This window comes from Methylobacterium sp. DB0501, from assembly GCF_011043735.1.
Lineage (GTDB): Bacteria > Pseudomonadota > Alphaproteobacteria > Rhizobiales > Beijerinckiaceae > Methylobacterium > Methylobacterium alsaeris.
This window is the reverse complement of record NZ_JAAKGV010000012.1, coordinates 82,081-96,792: the sequence shown is the minus strand read 5'-3', so window position 1 is coordinate 96,792 and position 14,712 is coordinate 82,081. Positions and strand designations below refer to the sequence as shown.

The 14,712-nt window shown below is 72.1% G+C and carries 16 protein-coding genes; 10 read left to right on the top strand and 6 right to left on the bottom strand.

The window, feature by feature from the left end:
• From G4G93_RS18620 to G4G93_RS18610, 3 genes are read left to right on the top strand one after another with little or no spacing between them, the layout of a single operon-like run.
• A complete protein-coding gene (locus G4G93_RS18620; RefSeq protein WP_165086211.1) occupies positions 1-309 on the top strand; it encodes an iron transporter in 309 nt (102 codons plus the stop codon).
• Positions 306-1,859, top strand: a complete 1,554-nt coding sequence (locus tag G4G93_RS18615; protein ID WP_165086210.1) for a PepSY domain-containing protein — start codon at positions 306-308, stop codon at positions 1,857-1,859. Before G4G93_RS18620 ends, G4G93_RS18615 begins: the two co-directional genes overlap by 4 nt.
• A complete protein-coding gene (locus tag G4G93_RS18610) occupies positions 1,856-2,206 on the top strand; it encodes a DUF3325 domain-containing protein (protein WP_165086209.1) in 351 nt (116 codons plus the stop codon). The genes G4G93_RS18615 and G4G93_RS18610 overlap by 4 nt, the downstream gene beginning before the upstream one ends.
• Before the next feature lie 155 nt (positions 2,207-2,361).
• Here G4G93_RS18610 and G4G93_RS18605 read toward each other — a convergent pair whose 3' ends face one another.
• The 4 genes from G4G93_RS18605 to G4G93_RS18590 all read right to left on the bottom strand — a co-directional run bounded on the left by G4G93_RS18605 (position 2,362) and on the right by G4G93_RS18590 (position 5,937).
• Positions 2,362-3,159: an inositol monophosphatase family protein gene (locus G4G93_RS18605; protein WP_165086207.1), complete on the bottom strand. Its 798-nt coding sequence runs from the start codon at positions 3,157-3,159 to the stop codon at positions 2,362-2,364.
• 48 nt (positions 3,160-3,207) lie between these two features.
• Entirely contained in the window at positions 3,208-4,116 is a 909-nt protein-coding gene (locus G4G93_RS18600; RefSeq protein WP_165086206.1) for a dihydrodipicolinate synthase family protein, read from the bottom strand.
• A gap of 2 nt (positions 4,117-4,118) precedes the next feature.
• Entirely contained in the window at positions 4,119-5,033 is a 915-nt protein-coding gene (nudC, locus tag G4G93_RS18595; RefSeq protein ID WP_165086205.1) for an NAD(+) diphosphatase, read from the bottom strand.
• A 484-nt stretch (positions 5,034-5,517) separates the two neighbouring features.
• On the bottom strand, positions 5,518-5,937 hold the full coding sequence (locus tag G4G93_RS18590) for an acyl-CoA thioesterase (RefSeq protein ID WP_165086204.1): 420 nt from the start codon (positions 5,935-5,937) through the stop codon (positions 5,518-5,520).
• A 222-nt stretch (positions 5,938-6,159) separates the two neighbouring features.
• Here G4G93_RS18590 and G4G93_RS18585 point away from each other — a divergent pair, with 222 nt between their 5' ends.
• Positions 6,160-7,449 (top strand): MFS transporter, encoded by a 1,290-nt coding sequence (locus G4G93_RS18585; protein WP_165086203.1) that lies wholly within the window; start codon positions 6,160-6,162, stop codon positions 7,447-7,449.
• On the opposite strand, the gene ruvX is transcribed toward G4G93_RS18585, so the two are convergent.
• Positions 7,377-7,871: a Holliday junction resolvase RuvX gene (ruvX, locus tag G4G93_RS18580; protein ID WP_165086202.1), complete on the bottom strand. Its 495-nt coding sequence runs from the start codon at positions 7,869-7,871 to the stop codon at positions 7,377-7,379. The genes G4G93_RS18585 and ruvX overlap by 73 nt on opposite strands.
• Before the next feature lie 110 nt (positions 7,872-7,981).
• Here ruvX and G4G93_RS18575 point away from each other — a divergent pair, with 110 nt between their 5' ends.
• The 6 genes from G4G93_RS18575 to gatB all read left to right on the top strand — a co-directional run bounded on the left by G4G93_RS18575 (position 7,982) and on the right by gatB (position 13,146).
• Positions 7,982-8,683, top strand: a complete 702-nt coding sequence (locus G4G93_RS18575; protein WP_165086201.1) for a metal-dependent hydrolase — start codon at positions 7,982-7,984, stop codon at positions 8,681-8,683.
• A gap of 141 nt (positions 8,684-8,824) precedes the next feature.
• Positions 8,825-9,295, top strand: coding sequence for a hypothetical protein (locus G4G93_RS18570; RefSeq protein WP_165086200.1), 471 nt, complete (start codon positions 8,825-8,827; stop codon positions 9,293-9,295).
• 111 nt (positions 9,296-9,406) lie between these two features.
• Positions 9,407-9,694, top strand: a complete 288-nt coding sequence (gene gatC / locus G4G93_RS18565) for an Asp-tRNA(Asn)/Glu-tRNA(Gln) amidotransferase subunit GatC (RefSeq protein WP_093568433.1) — start codon at positions 9,407-9,409, stop codon at positions 9,692-9,694.
• A 67-nt stretch (positions 9,695-9,761) separates the two neighbouring features.
• Positions 9,762-11,270: an Asp-tRNA(Asn)/Glu-tRNA(Gln) amidotransferase subunit GatA gene (gene gatA, locus G4G93_RS18560; protein WP_165086199.1), complete on the top strand. Its 1,509-nt coding sequence runs from the start codon at positions 9,762-9,764 to the stop codon at positions 11,268-11,270.
• A gap of 41 nt (positions 11,271-11,311) precedes the next feature.
• Entirely contained in the window at positions 11,312-11,575 is a 264-nt protein-coding gene (locus tag G4G93_RS18555) for a hypothetical protein (protein ID WP_165086355.1), read from the top strand.
• Positions 11,576-11,673: 98 nt separating this feature from the next.
• Entirely contained in the window at positions 11,674-13,146 is a 1,473-nt protein-coding gene (gene gatB / locus G4G93_RS18550; protein WP_165086198.1) for an Asp-tRNA(Asn)/Glu-tRNA(Gln) amidotransferase subunit GatB, read from the top strand.
• A 99-nt stretch (positions 13,147-13,245) separates the two neighbouring features.
• Here gatB and glcF read toward each other — a convergent pair whose 3' ends face one another.
• Positions 13,246-14,589, bottom strand: coding sequence for a glycolate oxidase subunit GlcF (gene glcF, locus G4G93_RS18545; RefSeq protein ID WP_165086197.1), 1,344 nt, complete (start codon positions 14,587-14,589; stop codon positions 13,246-13,248).
• Between the last annotated feature and the right edge of the window lie 123 nt (positions 14,590-14,712).

Sequence of the window (14,712 nt, the reverse complement as noted above, 5' to 3'; positions counted from 1 at the left end):
ATGAACCGTTCCTCTTCGCTTTCCGCCCGCGCGTCGGTCGCGGGACGCCTCGTCCTCGCGGCGGGAGGCGGCTACGCGGTCGCGGCGTTCACCACCGCCCTCCTGTCGCTGACCCTGCCGATGCCCCGGGCGGAGGCGGTGACGACGGCGACGCTTCTGAGCTTTCCCGTCATGGTGAGCATCGTCGTCGTCGCCTTCGCGGCCCGCTCGCTTGGGCGCGCCGCCGCGATCGTCGGCGGGCTAGCCCTGGCGCTGGCGCTCGCCCTCCGGCTCGTCGCCGGATCGCCCCCGTTCGGATTCGGGTCATGAGGCAGGGTTTCCGCCAGTCGATGGCCTGGCTCCACACTTGGTCCGGGCTCGTGGTCGGCTGGGTGCTGTTCGCGGTCTTCGTCACCGGCACCGCGACCTATTACCGGACCGACATCTCGCGCTGGATGCAGCCGGAGCTGCGGCGCGAGGCGACCATGTCGCCCGAAGCCCTGGCCGCCTCGGCCGATCTCGCGGTCGCGCATCTGCAGGCCCATGCGGGCGGGGCGCGGACCTGGTTCGTCACCCTGCCGACGCCGGACCGGCCCCTCGTCGAGCTGTTCTGGCGCAACAGGCCGGGCACGCCGCCCGGGCACGTCCTCCTCGATCCGCGGACCGGCGCGCCCGCCGCGCTGCGGGCGACGCGCGGAGGCGACTTCTTCTACCGCTTCCACTTCGAGCTGAATCTGCCGCCGCTCTGGGGCCGCTGGATCGTCGGGATCTGCGCCATGGTGATGCTGGTGGCGCTGGTCAGCGGGATCGTCACCCACCGGCGGATCTTCGCCGACTTCTTCACCCTGCGGCGGGACAAGGCGGCGCAGCGCGGCTGGCTCGACGCCCACAACGTCAGCGGCGTGCTGGCGCTGCCGTTCCACCTGATGATCACCTATACGGGGATGGTGACGCTGGCGCTGATGTACATGCCCTGGGGCGTCACCGCAGCCTATCGCGGCGACCAATCCGCCTACTTCGCGGAGACCGGGCAGATCACGAGAGACCGGCCGGCCACCGGCGAGCCCGGCACCCTCGCCCCGGTCGGGCCGATGGTGGCCCGGGCGCTCGCCACCCTCCCGGGGCCGCTCGAGCGCCTGACCATCGTCAACCCGCGCGACGCGAATTCCACGATCGTGGCGGTGTTTGAGGAGCCGCACGGCCTCTCGCACGAGCACCCGCAGGTCGCCTTCGCGGGCACGAGCGGGGCGATCGTGGAGGTCCTGTCCGGGGCGTTGAGGCCGGCGGCCAAGACCTTCACCACCCTGGTCGGCCTGCACGAGGCGCATTTCGCCGGTGCCGCCCTGCGGGTGCTGTTCTTCCTGTGCGGGCTGATGGGCAGCGCGATGGTGGGGAGCGGGCTGGTGCTGTGGACCGTCGCCCGCCTGCCGAAGGCCGGCGCGGCGACGGGGTTCGGCTGGCGCATCGTCCACACGCTCAACCTCGGCACCATCGCGGGCCTGCCGGCGGGAATCGCCCTCTACTTCCTCGCCAACCGGCTGCTGCCCCTCGATCTCGCCGGCCGGGCCGACTGGGAGGTGCGGGCGTTCTTCGGCGCCTGGATCCTCGTCGCGGTCGCCGGGGCGTGGCCGGCGCCGCGGCGGGCCTGGCGTCTGGCGCTCGCCGCCGTCGCGGGCCTGTTCGTCGCGGTCGTGGTCGCGGATGCCGCGACCGCATGCGGGCTCTGGGACGACCCGGCCTGGTTCCTCGGCTTCGACGCCGCGCTCCTGGGGCTCGCCGCCGGCTTCGCGCTGATCTCGCACAAGGTCGCCCGCTTCGCCGCCCCCCGCCGGGCGCGCCGGGCGGTCCCCGAGCCCGCGCCGCGGATGGAGGCGGCATGACGGCGTCCACCTCGACGCTCGTCGTCGGCGCAGGCCTCGGCTTCCTCGGGCTCGCCGCCCTGTGCCTGAGCCTGGGGCGGCACCACCAGGCCCTGTGGCCGACGCCGCCGGATCGCCGGCGCGTCCTGGGGCTCCGCGTTGCCGGCTGGACGCTGATCGCCCTGTCGCTCGCCGCCGCCATCCGCCTCGAGGGCTGGAATTTCGGCCCGGTCGACTGGATCGGCTCGCTGACCGGGGCGGGCCTTCTCCTGATCGTCGTCCAGTCGTACCGGCCGCGGGCGCTCCTCTGGCTGGTCCCGCTGGCGGCGGCGGTGACCGCCGCCGCGGCGCTCGGGGCGCTGGCCTGAGGGACGGCGAGCATTTCGCCGGTGGACGAGCGCGCTCCGTCCGGTCCCACATCCCCCGGTCATTCCGGGCCCGCGCGGAGCCCGGAATGACGCGGAGGATTTCAGTTCGCCCGGCGCCGTTTCACGATCCCCGACGCGCGATCAGGGATCCCGCCTCACCCCCGCCGCGACTCGTCCGCGAGCCGCCGCAGGTCCGCCACCACCGCCGGCGTGCCGGAATAGAGCAGCCCGCCGGTCAGCATGTCGTCGGAGCCGAGATACTCGGCGACGCCGCCGGCCTCGCGGACCAGCAGCAGGCCGGCATAGCAATCCCAGGCGTTGAGGCCGGGATCGTAGTAGCCGGCGAGCCGCCCGGCGGCGACGTAGGCGAGCATCAGGGCGCCCGAGCCGTTGCGGAACAGCACGCCGCCCTCGCGGTAGAGGCCGTGTACGAAGGCGGCGGCCTCCGCGGCCGGGGTCTTCTGGGTGGCGCCGAAGCCGATATTGGCGGAGCCGAGCAAGGCCGTCGGATCGACCCGCAGGCGCCGGCCGTTCACCATGGCGCCCTGGCCGGCCAGCGCCGCGTAGGTCTCGCGCAGGACCGGCGCCTCGATCACGCCGACGACCAGCCCTTCGGGGCCGCGCACACCGATCGACACGCACCAGTTCGGCTGGCCGTTGAGGAACGGGCTGGTGCCGTCGATCGGATCGACGACCCAGACGTAACCCGACCGGCTCGGGACCGGATCGTGCTCCTCGCCGATCACGCCGTCCTCCGGGAAGGCTTCGGCGATGCGGGCACGGATCAGCAGCTCGACCTCGCGGTCGGCCTGCGAGACGAGATCCTGGGCGCCGCTCTTCTGCTCGATCACCAGGTCGTCGCGGGCGTTGAAGTAGCCGAGCGCCGTCTCGCCGGCGGCGCGGGCGATGGCGAGGGCGGCGTCGTAGCGCGCGCGGGCGGCATCGGTGGTCATGATCGGTCCTTCGAAGGTGGATGCGGCCGTCCTACACGGCCGGAGATCTCAGGGATGCGACGGGGCGCCGGCGACCTCCGCACCGATCACCTGGGCCAGCGCCGCCGCGATGGCGGCCCTCGCCTCCGGCGAGGCCGGGCTCTGCGGCGGCACCGGATCGCCGACGGCGTAGCCCTGCAGCGCCAGCGCCGCCTTGACGCAGGCCGCGAGGTTGTAGCGGGCGAAGACCTCGTTGAAGGCCCAGACCCGCTTCTGCAGCGCGACCGCCTCCGGCCACCTGCCGTCCCGGCACAGCCGGTAGAGCGCCAGGCACTCCCGCGGGATGACGCAGGCGGGGCCGGCGAACCAGCCCTTGCCGCCGAGCATCATCACGCTGGCGGCGATGTGCGAGGAGGCGGCGAAGACGTTGAGGTCGTCGCCGACCCGGTTGATGATCGAGAGCAGGCGCCCGGTATTGGTCGAGGCGTCCTTGATGCCGACGATGTTCGGATGGCGGGCGAGCCGCGCGATCGAGGCGACGGAGAGGTCGGCGCGCTGGAAGTTCGGGTTGGTGTAGAGGATGATCGGCAGGTCGGTGGCATCGGCCACCGTCAGGAAGTAGCGCTCGACCTCGGCCTCGTTGAGCGGGAAATAGGCGTCGAGGATCAGCACGATCCCGTCCGCCCCCGCGGCCCGGCAGGCCCGCGCCTGGGCGACCGCGCCGCGGATCGCCGTCGAGGCGACGCCGGGCAGCACCGGCACGCGGCCGGCCGCCGCCGCGACCACCGCCGCCACGGTGTCGCGCTTCTGCGCCTCGTCGAGATAGGCGAACTCGCCGGTGCTGCCGAGCGGCGTCAGGCCGTGCACGCCCGCTGCGATCAGGTCGTCGCAGAGCGCCGCCGTCACCCCGGCCTCGACCCGGCCCTCCGCGTCGAGGGGCGTGACGAGATAGGGGATGATGCCGTGAAACCGCGCCATCGTCAGCGATCCGCGAAGGTGCGCACCAGGGCGTGGGCGATCGCCATCGGCGGCGGGGTCATCAGGCCGTCCGGATGGGTGCGATCGAGCATCCGCCGCACCTCGTCGCGGGTGAACCAGCGCGCATCCTCGAGCTCGGTCCGGTCGAGCACCAGGGCGTCGCCGTCGGCCTCGCCCTCGCATCCGATCATCAGCGAGGACGGGAACGGCCAGGGCTGCGAGAGGTGGTATCGCACCGCACCGACCCGCACGCCGGCCTCCTCGAAGGTCTCGCGCCGCACCGCGTCCTCGATGGTCTCGCCGGGTTCGAGGAAGCCGGCGAGGCAGGAATAGACGCCCGGCAGGAACCGGGCCTGGCGCCCGAGCAGGCACCTTTCGCCGTTCGTCACCAGCATGATCACCACCGGGTCGGTGCGCGGGAAATGCTCGGTGCCGCAGGACGCGCAGTCGCGCCGGAAGCCGCCGCAGGAGAGCGTGGTGGCGGTGCCGCAATTGGCGCAGTAGCCGTGCCGGGCGTGCCAGCCCAGCAGCGACTTGGCGGTGGCGAGCACCCCCATCTCGGGCGCCGGCACCGCCCCCTCGACCGCGACCGCGCGGGCATCGATCACCCGGAAGGCCGGATCGCCGGAGAAGAGCGCCGCCGCATCCGCCGGCAGCGCACCCGCGAAGGCCGGGCGGCCGCCGACCCGGCCGAGGAACAGCTCGGGCGAAGGCTGGCCGGCCCGGGCGGCATCGTCGGGCTTCAGCAGGCAGGTGGCGCACCCCTCCGTCACCCGCAGCACCGGCACGTCGCCGCAGAACAGCAGCAGGCCGGCATCCGGGGTGTCGGCCAGCGTCGGGGTCGGTCCGCTGCGCTCGGCGGAATGGCGCTCGAGCAGGCTGTGGGCGTAGCCGAGGCGATCGAGGGAGGAGGACAAGGTCGGACCTCATGCATCATCGTGCGGAGCCCGGCGCGGCCCCTCGCGTCGGAGCCAGCATGGGCAGGCAAAATGATGCAAAAGCAAGGCGTCGGGCGGGGGCGGGCCATGCTTGCGGTGCAGTGGGCGGGGAGAGGCTGCGTCTCTCGGACGACGGTACGGGACAACGGCCGATGGGCAGCCGCCGGGCGGGTGATCCGTCGCAACGCCGATCCGCTCTCCCGGGCGCGTGCAGCGTCGGCGGAACGCGCCCCGGGATCCGGCACAAGACGTCGCGGCGCGTCCAGGTCTGCATCGTTGCTGCGTCGAAAGCCGCTTCGCGGCACCTCCCGCAGCTGAACCACGGATCTCTTTCCGCAACCGTTCCAATCATCCGGGAAAACGTGAAATCGACGAGACGCCGACGCTGGATCGAACTGATCGACGTGACCTGAGCGTTCCGCTCCCACGCGCGACCTCGTTTGCGGGGTGAGCGGAATGTCCCTCACACCACCGTCCGGGCCGCCGCCTCCGCCGGAACCGGCCGCGGCCGCCGGTCCTCGCCGATCGCCACGAAGGTGAAGAGCGCCTGGGTGACCTTGATGGTCTCCTCGCTCTCGCGGGCGCGGCGCCAGGCCTCGATCTGGATGCGGATCGAGGAGCGGCCGACCGAGACGATGTGGGCGTAGAGGCTGACCTCGTCGCCGACCACCACCGGGTGCAGGAAGGTCATGCCCTCGACCGCGATGGTGGCACAGCGCCCGCGGGCGCGGCGAGCCGCGACGTTGCCGGCGGCGAGGTCCATCTGGGCCATCAGCCAGCCGCCGAAGATGTCGCCGGCCGGGTTGGTGTCGGCCGGCATGGCGATGGTGCGGATCACCGGGGGGCCCCAGGCGGCGAGGGGGGCGGAAGGAGCATCGGGCATCGGCGGGATCGGGCGAGGGTGGGAGGGAGACGCGGGCGTTCCTCGCCCGACATCGGTGGGAAGTCCAGGTGACCTTACGTCTGGCCGCAAGGACCGTGCCGGAACGATCGGAGAGGGACGCATCCCGGACAGGCCGGGGCCCGGATTCGACCGCAAGAACCGGGTATCGGCGCAGAACCGGAAGCGGGCACGGTGCAGCCTTCCGACGCCCGGGACCCCTTCATGCCGCCGATGCCCCTGCCCCGCGCCTTCACGCGCCTCGCCGCCGCGAATCTCGCGGCGCAATCCGCCGAGCAGATCGCGCTCGCGGCGATCCCGATCGTGGCAGTGCTCGGCCTCGGGGCGCGGGAGGGCGAGGCCGGGCTGCTCCAGACGGCGCTCACCCTGCCCTTCCTGGTCGCGGCGATACCCGCGGGGCTGCTCGCCGACCGGCTGCCGCGACGGGGCCTGATGGCGACTGCGGAACTCATGCGGGCGGCGGCCCTCGCGACGATCCTCGTCCTGGCGGCCTCAGGGCATGCCGGCTGGCCGCTGCTCGCCGGGCTCGGCTTCCTGTCGGCCTGCGGCACGGTGGTGTTCAGCGTCGCCGGCCCCGCCCTGGTGCCGGCCCTGGTGCCGCCGGCCGCGCTCGGCGCCGCCAATGCCCGCATCGAGCTCGCCCGCACCGTCGCGTTCGCGGGCGGGCCGGCGCTCGGCGGCGCGCTGGTCGGGTGGACCGGGGCGGCGCCGGCCTTCGGGGTCGCCGTGGCGCTCTCCCTGGCGGCGGCCCTGGCGCTCGCCGGCATCGCCGAGCCGCCGCGGCCCTCGTCTCCCCGCCGCCATCCGGGCCGCGAGATCCGCGAGGGCGCCGCCTTCGCGTTCCGTCATCCGCTCCTGCGGCCGGTGCTGGCGACCCAGGTGGTGTTCAACACCGCGTTCTTCCTGCTGCTCGCGTCCTTCGTGCCCTACGCCGCCCGGCACCTGCGGCTCGACGCCGCCGGAATCGGCATCGTGCTGGGGCTCTACGGCTTCGGCATGATGGTGGGCGCGCTCCTCGCGCCGTTCGTCCTCCGGCGCCTGCGCTTCGGCCACGTCGTCGGCATCGGGCCGCTCGCCGGCCTCGCCGCCTCCGCCACCGTGGCGCTGACGATCCCGCTGCCGAGCGCAGCGCTCGCCGGGCTCGGGCTGTTCCTCCTCGGCGCCGGGCCGATCCTGTGGGTGATCAGTACCACCACCCTGCGCCAGGCGGTGACGCCGGCGGCCCTCCTCGGCCGGGTCTCGGGCCTGAGCGTGATGACGCAGGGCGCGCGGCCGATCGGTGCCGCCCTGGCGGCGCTTGTCGGGGGGCTCGCCGGCGCCGAGGCCTGCCTCGTCCTGGCGGTCCTGGTCTTCGGGCTCCAGGCGCTCCTGATCTGGGCCTCGCCGGCGGTGCGGCTCGCGCACCTGCCGGCGGAGCCGCCTCACCACTCGGACGCGTCGTCCCCGTCGTCCCTCAAGCCGTCCAGCACGTCGAGGCAGCCCTGCAGGATGTAGGCGGCGGCGAGCTTGTCGACGAGTTCGCCGCGCCGGGCCCGGGACGCGTCGGCCTCCAGCAGGGTCCGGGTGACCGCCGCGGTGGACAGGCGCTCGTCCCAGAAGAGCACCGGCAAGGGCAGTATCGGCTTCAGGTTGCGCACGAAGGCCCGGGTCGATTGCACCCGCGGCCCCTCGCTGCCGTCCATGTTGAGCGGCAGCCCGACCACCAGCCCGCCGACGGTGTGCTTGGTGGCGATCGCCGCCAGGGCCGCGGCGTCCGGGGTGAACTTGACCCGCTTGATCGTCTCCAGCGGCGAGGCGATCCGGCGCTGCACGTCCGAGAGGGCGAGCCCGATGGTCTTGGTGCCGAGGTCGAGCCCGAGCAGGCGGGCACCGCCGCGCGACTCGGCGGCGAACGCTTCGATCGCCTCCCGGTTCACGGCCGGCCTCCGCGCGTTAGGTAGGCCTGGCCGGCCCCGCCCCGCCCGTGCGTCCGGGCGGTCGGCCGCCGGCTCCTGCCTTCACGCATTCTTCGCCCGGAGTTCGTCCGATGCGCATCACCTGGTTCGGCCATTCCGCCTTCCGCCTCGATTTCGGGTCCGCTCACGTGTTGATCGATCCGTTCTTCAGCGGCAACCCGGCCTTCGAGGGCGACCGCAAGGCCGCGACCGCGGGCGCGACCCATATCCTGATCACCCACGGCCACGGCGACCATGTCGGCGACACGGTCGAGATCGCGGCCGAGACCGGCGCCAAGGTCGTCACCAACTACGACCTGTGCATGTGGCTGGCCTCGAAGGGCGTGACGCAATTCGAGCCGATGAACACCGGCGGCACCGTCGATGTCGGGGGCTTCCAGGTCAGCCTGGTGCGGGCCGACCACTCGGCCGGCATGAGCGAGGCCGGGGTCACGGTGCCGCTGGGGCTGCCGAACGGCGTGATCGTGCGCGCCGAGGGCGAGCCGACGGTCTACCACATGGGCGATACCGACATCTTCGGCGACATGGCGCTGATCCAGGAGATCTACCGCCCCGACGTGCTGATGGTGCCGGTCGGCGACCGCTTCACCATGGGGGCCGAGACCGCGGCGCTCGCGGTCAAGCGCTTCTTCAAGCCGAAGGCGGTCATCCCCTGCCATTACGGCTCCTTCCCGATCGTCGATCCCGACGCCGACCGCTTCGTCGCAGCCCTCGACGGCAGCGGCGTGCAGGTGATCGTGCCGCACAAGGGCACCGCCGTCACGGTGCAGTAGGGCGACCGCCCGCCCTCCCCCGGGGGCGGCCGGCCCGGGAGGCGGTGCCTCCGTTAAGGTTAACGAAAGGTTGACATGGCGATGTGGTGCCGGCGGCGTTAACGAGACGTTAACCTGCCGTCTCCCGTGAACGAGGTCGCCGTGGCTGCCGTCATCCTTCCCTTCTCGCTCGCCGGCGGCCGTCAGGGGCAGGCCCCCGCCGAGCGGGATCCGGCCCCGCGCGACCAGGGCTGGATGACCGTCGATCTCGACGGCACGGTGAGCCCTCTGCGCGGCCGGCTGCCCGCCGCCGCCGGCCGTTTCGCCGAGGCGGACGCGCCGCCCCGCCGACGGGTGCCGGCCGAGGCGATCCTGGCGATCGGCCGACGGATGCTGCGGACCGCGCCCGCACAGGCCCCCGCCCCGCAGGTGCCCGCCTCGAAGGTGCCCACGGCCGCGGCCACGCGGATGCCGCGCAAGCACAAGCTGATGCTGCTGACCGCCGCCGCGGTGCTCTATACCGGCGGCATGGAGGCGCGCCGGCACTTCAAGCCGCGGGCGGTGATGATCGAGGTGCCGAGCACCCGGGCCCACGCTATCGCGGCCCTGGCCCAGCGGATGCCGGCGGCCTGAGCGCCCCGCCCGTTGCGGCAGCGCGAAGGCCGGTGCTATAGCCCCCGGCGGCCGTGGCCCGGCCGCGGGCCGCTGGAAGCCCGGTCCCCCGCCTGTCCGAACGGAGTGCTCATGTCGGTCGACGCCAAGACGGTCCGGCGCATCGCGCATCTGGCGCGGATCGCGGTCACCGACGACGAGGTGGCGCCGCTCCAGGACGAGCTGAATGCCATCCTGTCCTTCGTCGAGCAGCTCGACGCGGTCGACGTGTCCGGCGTCGAGCCGATGACCTCGGTGACCCCGATGGCGATGAAGAGCCGCGAGGACGTGATCACCGATGGCGGGCACGCCCGCGAGATCGTGTTCAACGCGCCGCTGACCGAGGACAATTATTTCGTGGTGCCGAAGGTCGTCGAGTAATCGACCTGGACGACCGACGAACGCGCACCCATGGCGGCCCTGACGGCCCCGACAGGACGAGACGACCGTGAGCACCAAGCCGGCAGAGCTGACCGACCTCACCCTGGCGCAGGCCCGCGACGGACTGCGGGCGAAGGACTTCTCCGCCCGCGAGCTGACGCAGGCCCATATCGCGGCGATCGAGAAGGCACGCGTGCTCAACGCCTACCTGCTCGAGACGCCCGACCGGGCGCTCGCCATGGCCGACGTCGCCGACCAGAAGCTGGCCGCCGGCGAGGCCCGGCCGCTCGAGGGCCTGCCGCTCGGCATCAAGGACCTGTTCTGCACCCACGGGGTCACCACCACGGCGGGCTCGAAGATCCTGGAAGGCTTCCAGCCGCACTATGAATCGACCGTCACCCACAACCTGTGGCGCGACGGCGCGGTGATGCTCGGCAAGCTCAACCTCGACGAGTTCGCCATGGGCTCGTCGAACGAGACCAGCGCCTACGGCCCGGTGATCTCCCCATGGCGGCGCCAAGGTGCCGGCGGGACGAGGTCCGACACCAGGCTGGTGCCCGGCGGCTCGTCGGGCGGCTCGGCCGCCGCGGTCGCGGCCCGCCTGTGCCTCGGCGCCACCGCGACGGATACCGGCGGCTCGATCCGCCAGCCGGCGGCCTTCACCGGCACGGTCGGGATCAAGCCGACCTACGGCCGCTGCTCGCGCTGGGGCACCGTCGCCTTCGCGTCGTCCCTCGACCAGGCTGGGCCCATCGCCCGCACGGTGCGCGACACCGCGATCCTGCTGACCTCGATGTCCGGCCACGACGACAAGGACACCACCTCGGTGAACCTGCCCGTGCCCGATTTCGAGGCGGCGGTGAACCGTGGCGTCAAGGGCCTGACCATCGGCATCCCGAAGGAATACCGGGTCGACGGGATGCCGGCCGAGATCGAGCGGCTGTGGCAGCAGGGTGCCGACTGGCTGCGCGATGCCGGCGCCAAGGTGGTCGAGGTCTCGCTCCCGCACACGAAATACGCTCTCCCGGCCTATTACATCGTGGCGCCGGCCGAGGCCTCCTCGAACCTCGCCCGCTACGACGGCGTCCGCTACGGCCTGCGTGTGCCGGCGAAGGACATCGTCGGGATGTACGAGGGCACCCGCGCCGCCGGCTTCGGCCGCGAGGTCAAGCGCCGGATCATGATCGGCACCTACGTGCTCTCGGCCGGCTATTACGACGCCTATTACGTCCGGGCGCAGAAGATCCGCACCCTGATCAAGCGCGACTTCGAACAGGTCTACGCCTCGGGCGTCGACGCGATCCTGACCCCCACCACCCCGTCCGCCGCCTTCGGCTTCGGCGAGAAGGCGAAGGCCGACCCGGTGGAGATGTACCTCCTCGACGTGTTCACCGTGACGGTGAACATGGCGGGTCTTCCCGGCCTGGCGGTGCCGGCGGGGCTCGACGGGCAGGGCCTGCCGCTCGGCCTCCAGCTGATCGGCCGTCCCTTCGACGAGGAGACGCTGTTCGCCGCCGGCCAGGTGATCGAGGAGGCGGCGGGCCGCATCGCCCTGCCGCAGGCGTGGTGGGCGTGAACCACCCGACCGTCCCCTATTATCCGCCCGATGTCTGGATCATGGCGGCGTTCGACCCGGTGCTGATCGGGCTCGCGCTGTTTCTCGGCTGGAAGGCGGACCAGTTCGGCAAGGTCGTGCTCGTCGCCATGATGGCGCTCGTCGCCTCGGTGCTGGTGTCGTGGGTGCTGACCGGGATCGGGGTGCCCTGGCCGGCGCCGATCGGGCGGGAACTCCCGACCTTCTTCCCCGTCCGCACCGGCGCGGCGCTGATCTACGCGATCGTCGGCTACACCGCCCGGCGGACCTTCGCGCCGCGCGCTTGACGCGCTTGACCGGCGCGCACGACCCTTCCTACTAGGCGCATCCTCACTCCTCTCTCCTGCGGGAGAGGGGGAAAGTCGTGCGAGAGACCGAGACCCTCATGAACGCTCCCGTGAACCCCAAGAAGCTGATCAAGGGCGCGCTGGGCGACTGGGAGGTGGTGATCGGCATGGAGATCCATGCCCAGGTCACCAGCCGCTCGAAGCTGTTTTCCGGCGCGCCGACCGCCTTCGGGGCCGAGCCGAACGACAACGTCTCGCTGGTCGACGCCGCGATGCCCGGCATGCTGCCGGTGATCAACCGCGAATGCGTTGCGCAGGCGGTGCGCACGGGCTTGGGCCTCAAGGCGCAGATCAACCACCGCTCGGTGTTCGACCGGAAGAACTACTTCTACCCGGACCTGCCCCAGGGCTACCAGATCAGCCAGTACAAGAGCCCGATCGTCGGCGAGGGCGAGGTGCTGGTGGATCTCCCCGACGGCGAGAGCATCCGGGTCGGAATCGAGCGCCTGCACCTGGAGCAGGATGCCGGCAAGTCGCTGCACGACCAGTCCCCGACGATGAGCTTCGTCGACCTCAACCGGTCGGGCGTGGCGCTGATGGAGATCGTCTCGAAGCCCGACCTGCGCTCGTCGGAGGAGGCCAAGGCCTACGTGACGAAGCTGCGCACCATCCTGCGCTACCTCGGCACCTGCGACGGCGACATGGAGAAGGGCAACCTGCGCGCCGACGTGAACGTCTCGGTGCGCAAGGTCGGCGACCCCTTCGGCACCCGCTGCGAGATCAAGAACGTCAACTCGATCCGCTTCATCGGCCAGGCGATCGAGGTCGAGGCGCGGCGCCAGATCGCCATCATCGAGGATGGCGGCACGATCGACCAGGAGACCCGCCTGTTCGACCCGACCAAGGGCGAGACGCGGTCGATGCGCTCGAAGGAAGAGGCGCACGATTACCGCTACTTCCCCGACCCGGACCTGCTGCCACTCGAATTCGACCAGGCCTTCGTCGATGGGCTGGCCGCCGGCCTGCCGGAGCTGCCCGACGCCAAGAAGGCCCGCTTCATCGAGGCTTACGGCCTCTCGCCCTACGACGCGACGGTGCTGGTGGCCGAGCGCGCCTCCGCCGACTATTTCGAGGCGGTGGCCAAGGGCCGCGACGGCAAGATCGCGGCGAACTGGGTCATCAACGAGCTGTTCGGCCGCCTGAACAAGGAGGGCAAGGGCATCGAGGACAGCCCGGTCTCGGCAGCCCGGCTCGGTGCGATCGTCGATCTCATCGGCGACGGCACCATCTCGGGCAAGATCGCCAAGGACGTGTTCGAGATCGTCTGGAGCGAGGGCGGCGAGCCGCGCCAGATCGTCGAGAGCCGGGGCCTGCGCCAGGTGACCGATACCGGCGCGATCGAGGCGGCGATCGACCAGATCATCGCGGCGAATCCCGACAAGGTCGAGCAGGCCAAGGCGAAGCCCACCCTGCTCGGCTGGTTCGTCGGCCAGACCATGAAGGCCACCGGCGGCAAGGCCAATCCGGCGGCAGTGAACGCGCTGCTGAAGGCGAAGCTCGGGATCGAGTAAGGGGCGGCAGGCCTCTCGGCACCGGCGCAGGTCTTCCCCCCTCGCCCCGCGGGGGGGGAGAGAGGAAGACCCGCGCCCTCGTCTCGAATCGAACCGCTCCTACTCTGCCGCCGCCAGCGCCGGACGCCGGTCGGGCACGCCGTCGAGGGCCGCCGGGCGCGGGCCGCCGGTGGCCCAGTCGAGCAGTTCCACCGTGTGGACGATCGGGATGGCGGTGCCCTTCCCGATCTGGGTGGCGCAGCCGATATTGCCGGTGGCGATCACGTCGGGCCGCACGCGCTCGATGTTGGCGACCTTGCGGGCGCGCAGGTGTGCGGCCAGTTCCGGCTGCAGGATGTTGTAGGTGCCGGCCGAGCCGCAGCAGATATGGCCTTCGGGTACGTCCTTCACGGTGAAGCCGGCCCGCGCCAGCAGCGCCTTCGGCTCGGTGCGCAGGCCCTGGCCGTGCTGCATCGAGCAGGCGGAATGGTAGGCGACGACGAGGTCGGTCTCGACGACCGGCTCGGTCAGGCCGAGGCCCGTCACGTACTCGGTGACGTCGCGGGCGATCCCCGCCACCCGGGCGGCCTTCTGCGCATAGGCCGGGTCGTCGCGGAACATGAAGCCGTAATCCTTGATCGTGGTGCCGCAGCCCGAGGCCGTGACCACGATCGCGTCGAGCCCCTCGCCGTCCATCTCGGCGATCCAGGCGTCGATGGTGCGCCGGGCCAGGGCGTGCGAGGACTCCTCGTGGCCCATATGGTGGGTGAGCGCGCCGCAGCAGCCCTCGCCCCTGGCCTGCACCACCTCGACGCCGTGGCGGTTGAGCAGCCGGATCGCCGCCTCGTTGAAGTCCGGCCGCAACACGCTCTGGGCGCAGCCGCGCAGGAGCGCCACCCGGCCCCGGCGCGGGCCGGCGGGCGGGAAACGGCCGGGCTTGTCGTGCGCCGAGCGGGTCGGCAGCGCGCCCGGCGCCAGGTCGAGCATCGCGGCGAGCCGGTTGCCGACCTTCGGCATCCTGGCGGCGAGGCCGCGGAACGGCCGGCCGAGGGTGGCGCCGAGCAGCGCCAGGCGGAAGCGGTTCGGGTAGGGCAGGACCCGCGCCAGCACCGCCCGCAGGAACCGGTCCTCCGCCGGGCGGGAATAGGTCTTCTCGATATGTGCGCGGGCATGGTCGACGAGGTGCATGTAATGCACCCCCGACGGGCAGGTGGTCATGCAGGACAGGCAGGACAGGCAGCGGTCGACGTGCTTGACCACCTCGGGGCTCGCGGGCTTGCCCCCCTCCAGCATGTCCTTGATCAGGTAGATGCGCCCGCGCGGCGAATCGAGCTCGTCGCCCAGCAGCAGATAGGTCGGGCAGGTGGCGGTGCAGAAGCCGCAATGCACGCAGGTGCGCAGGATCTTCTCCGAGGCGGCCATGGCCGGGTCGGCGAGCTGCGCGGGGGTGAAGCTGGTCTGCACGGCGGTTCCTCGGGGACGGATTCTTGAGGGGGCGATTCTTCGGTGCCCTCGCCCGCCGTTTCTAGACCATTTTCAAGGTGGCGGGAGCGGCTTTCGCCGCCGCCCCCCGCGCACGGTGCCGCA

Bases quoted from the DNA above. Each gene is read 5' to 3' on its own strand.
- G4G93_RS18620 (WP_165086211.1), top strand. From the start codon at position 1: ATGAACCGTTCCTCTTCGCTTTCCGCCCGCGCGTCGGTCGCGGGACGC.
- G4G93_RS18615 (WP_165086210.1), top strand. From the start codon at position 306: ATGAGGCAGGGTTTCCGCCAGTCGATGGCCTGGCTCCACACTTGGTCC.
- G4G93_RS18610 (WP_165086209.1), top strand. From the start codon at position 1,856: ATGACGGCGTCCACCTCGACGCTCGTCGTCGGCGCAGGCCTCGGCTTC.
- G4G93_RS18605 (WP_165086207.1), bottom strand. From the start codon at position 3,159: ATGACCACCGATGCCGCCCGCGCGCGCTACGACGCCGCCCTCGCCATC.
- G4G93_RS18600 (WP_165086206.1), bottom strand. From the start codon at position 4,116: ATGGCGCGGTTTCACGGCATCATCCCCTATCTCGTCACGCCCCTCGAC.
- G4G93_RS18590 (WP_165086204.1), bottom strand. From the start codon at position 5,937: ATGCCCGATGCTCCTTCCGCCCCCCTCGCCGCCTGGGGCCCCCCGGTG.
- G4G93_RS18585 (WP_165086203.1), top strand. From the start codon at position 6,160: ATGCCGCCGATGCCCCTGCCCCGCGCCTTCACGCGCCTCGCCGCCGCG.
- G4G93_RS18575 (WP_165086201.1), top strand. From the start codon at position 7,982: ATGCGCATCACCTGGTTCGGCCATTCCGCCTTCCGCCTCGATTTCGGG.
- gatC (WP_093568433.1), top strand. From the start codon at position 9,407: ATGTCGGTCGACGCCAAGACGGTCCGGCGCATCGCGCATCTGGCGCGG.
- G4G93_RS18555 (WP_165086355.1), top strand. From the start codon at position 11,312: ATGGCGGCGTTCGACCCGGTGCTGATCGGGCTCGCGCTGTTTCTCGGC.
- gatB (WP_165086198.1), top strand. From the start codon at position 11,674: ATGAACGCTCCCGTGAACCCCAAGAAGCTGATCAAGGGCGCGCTGGGC.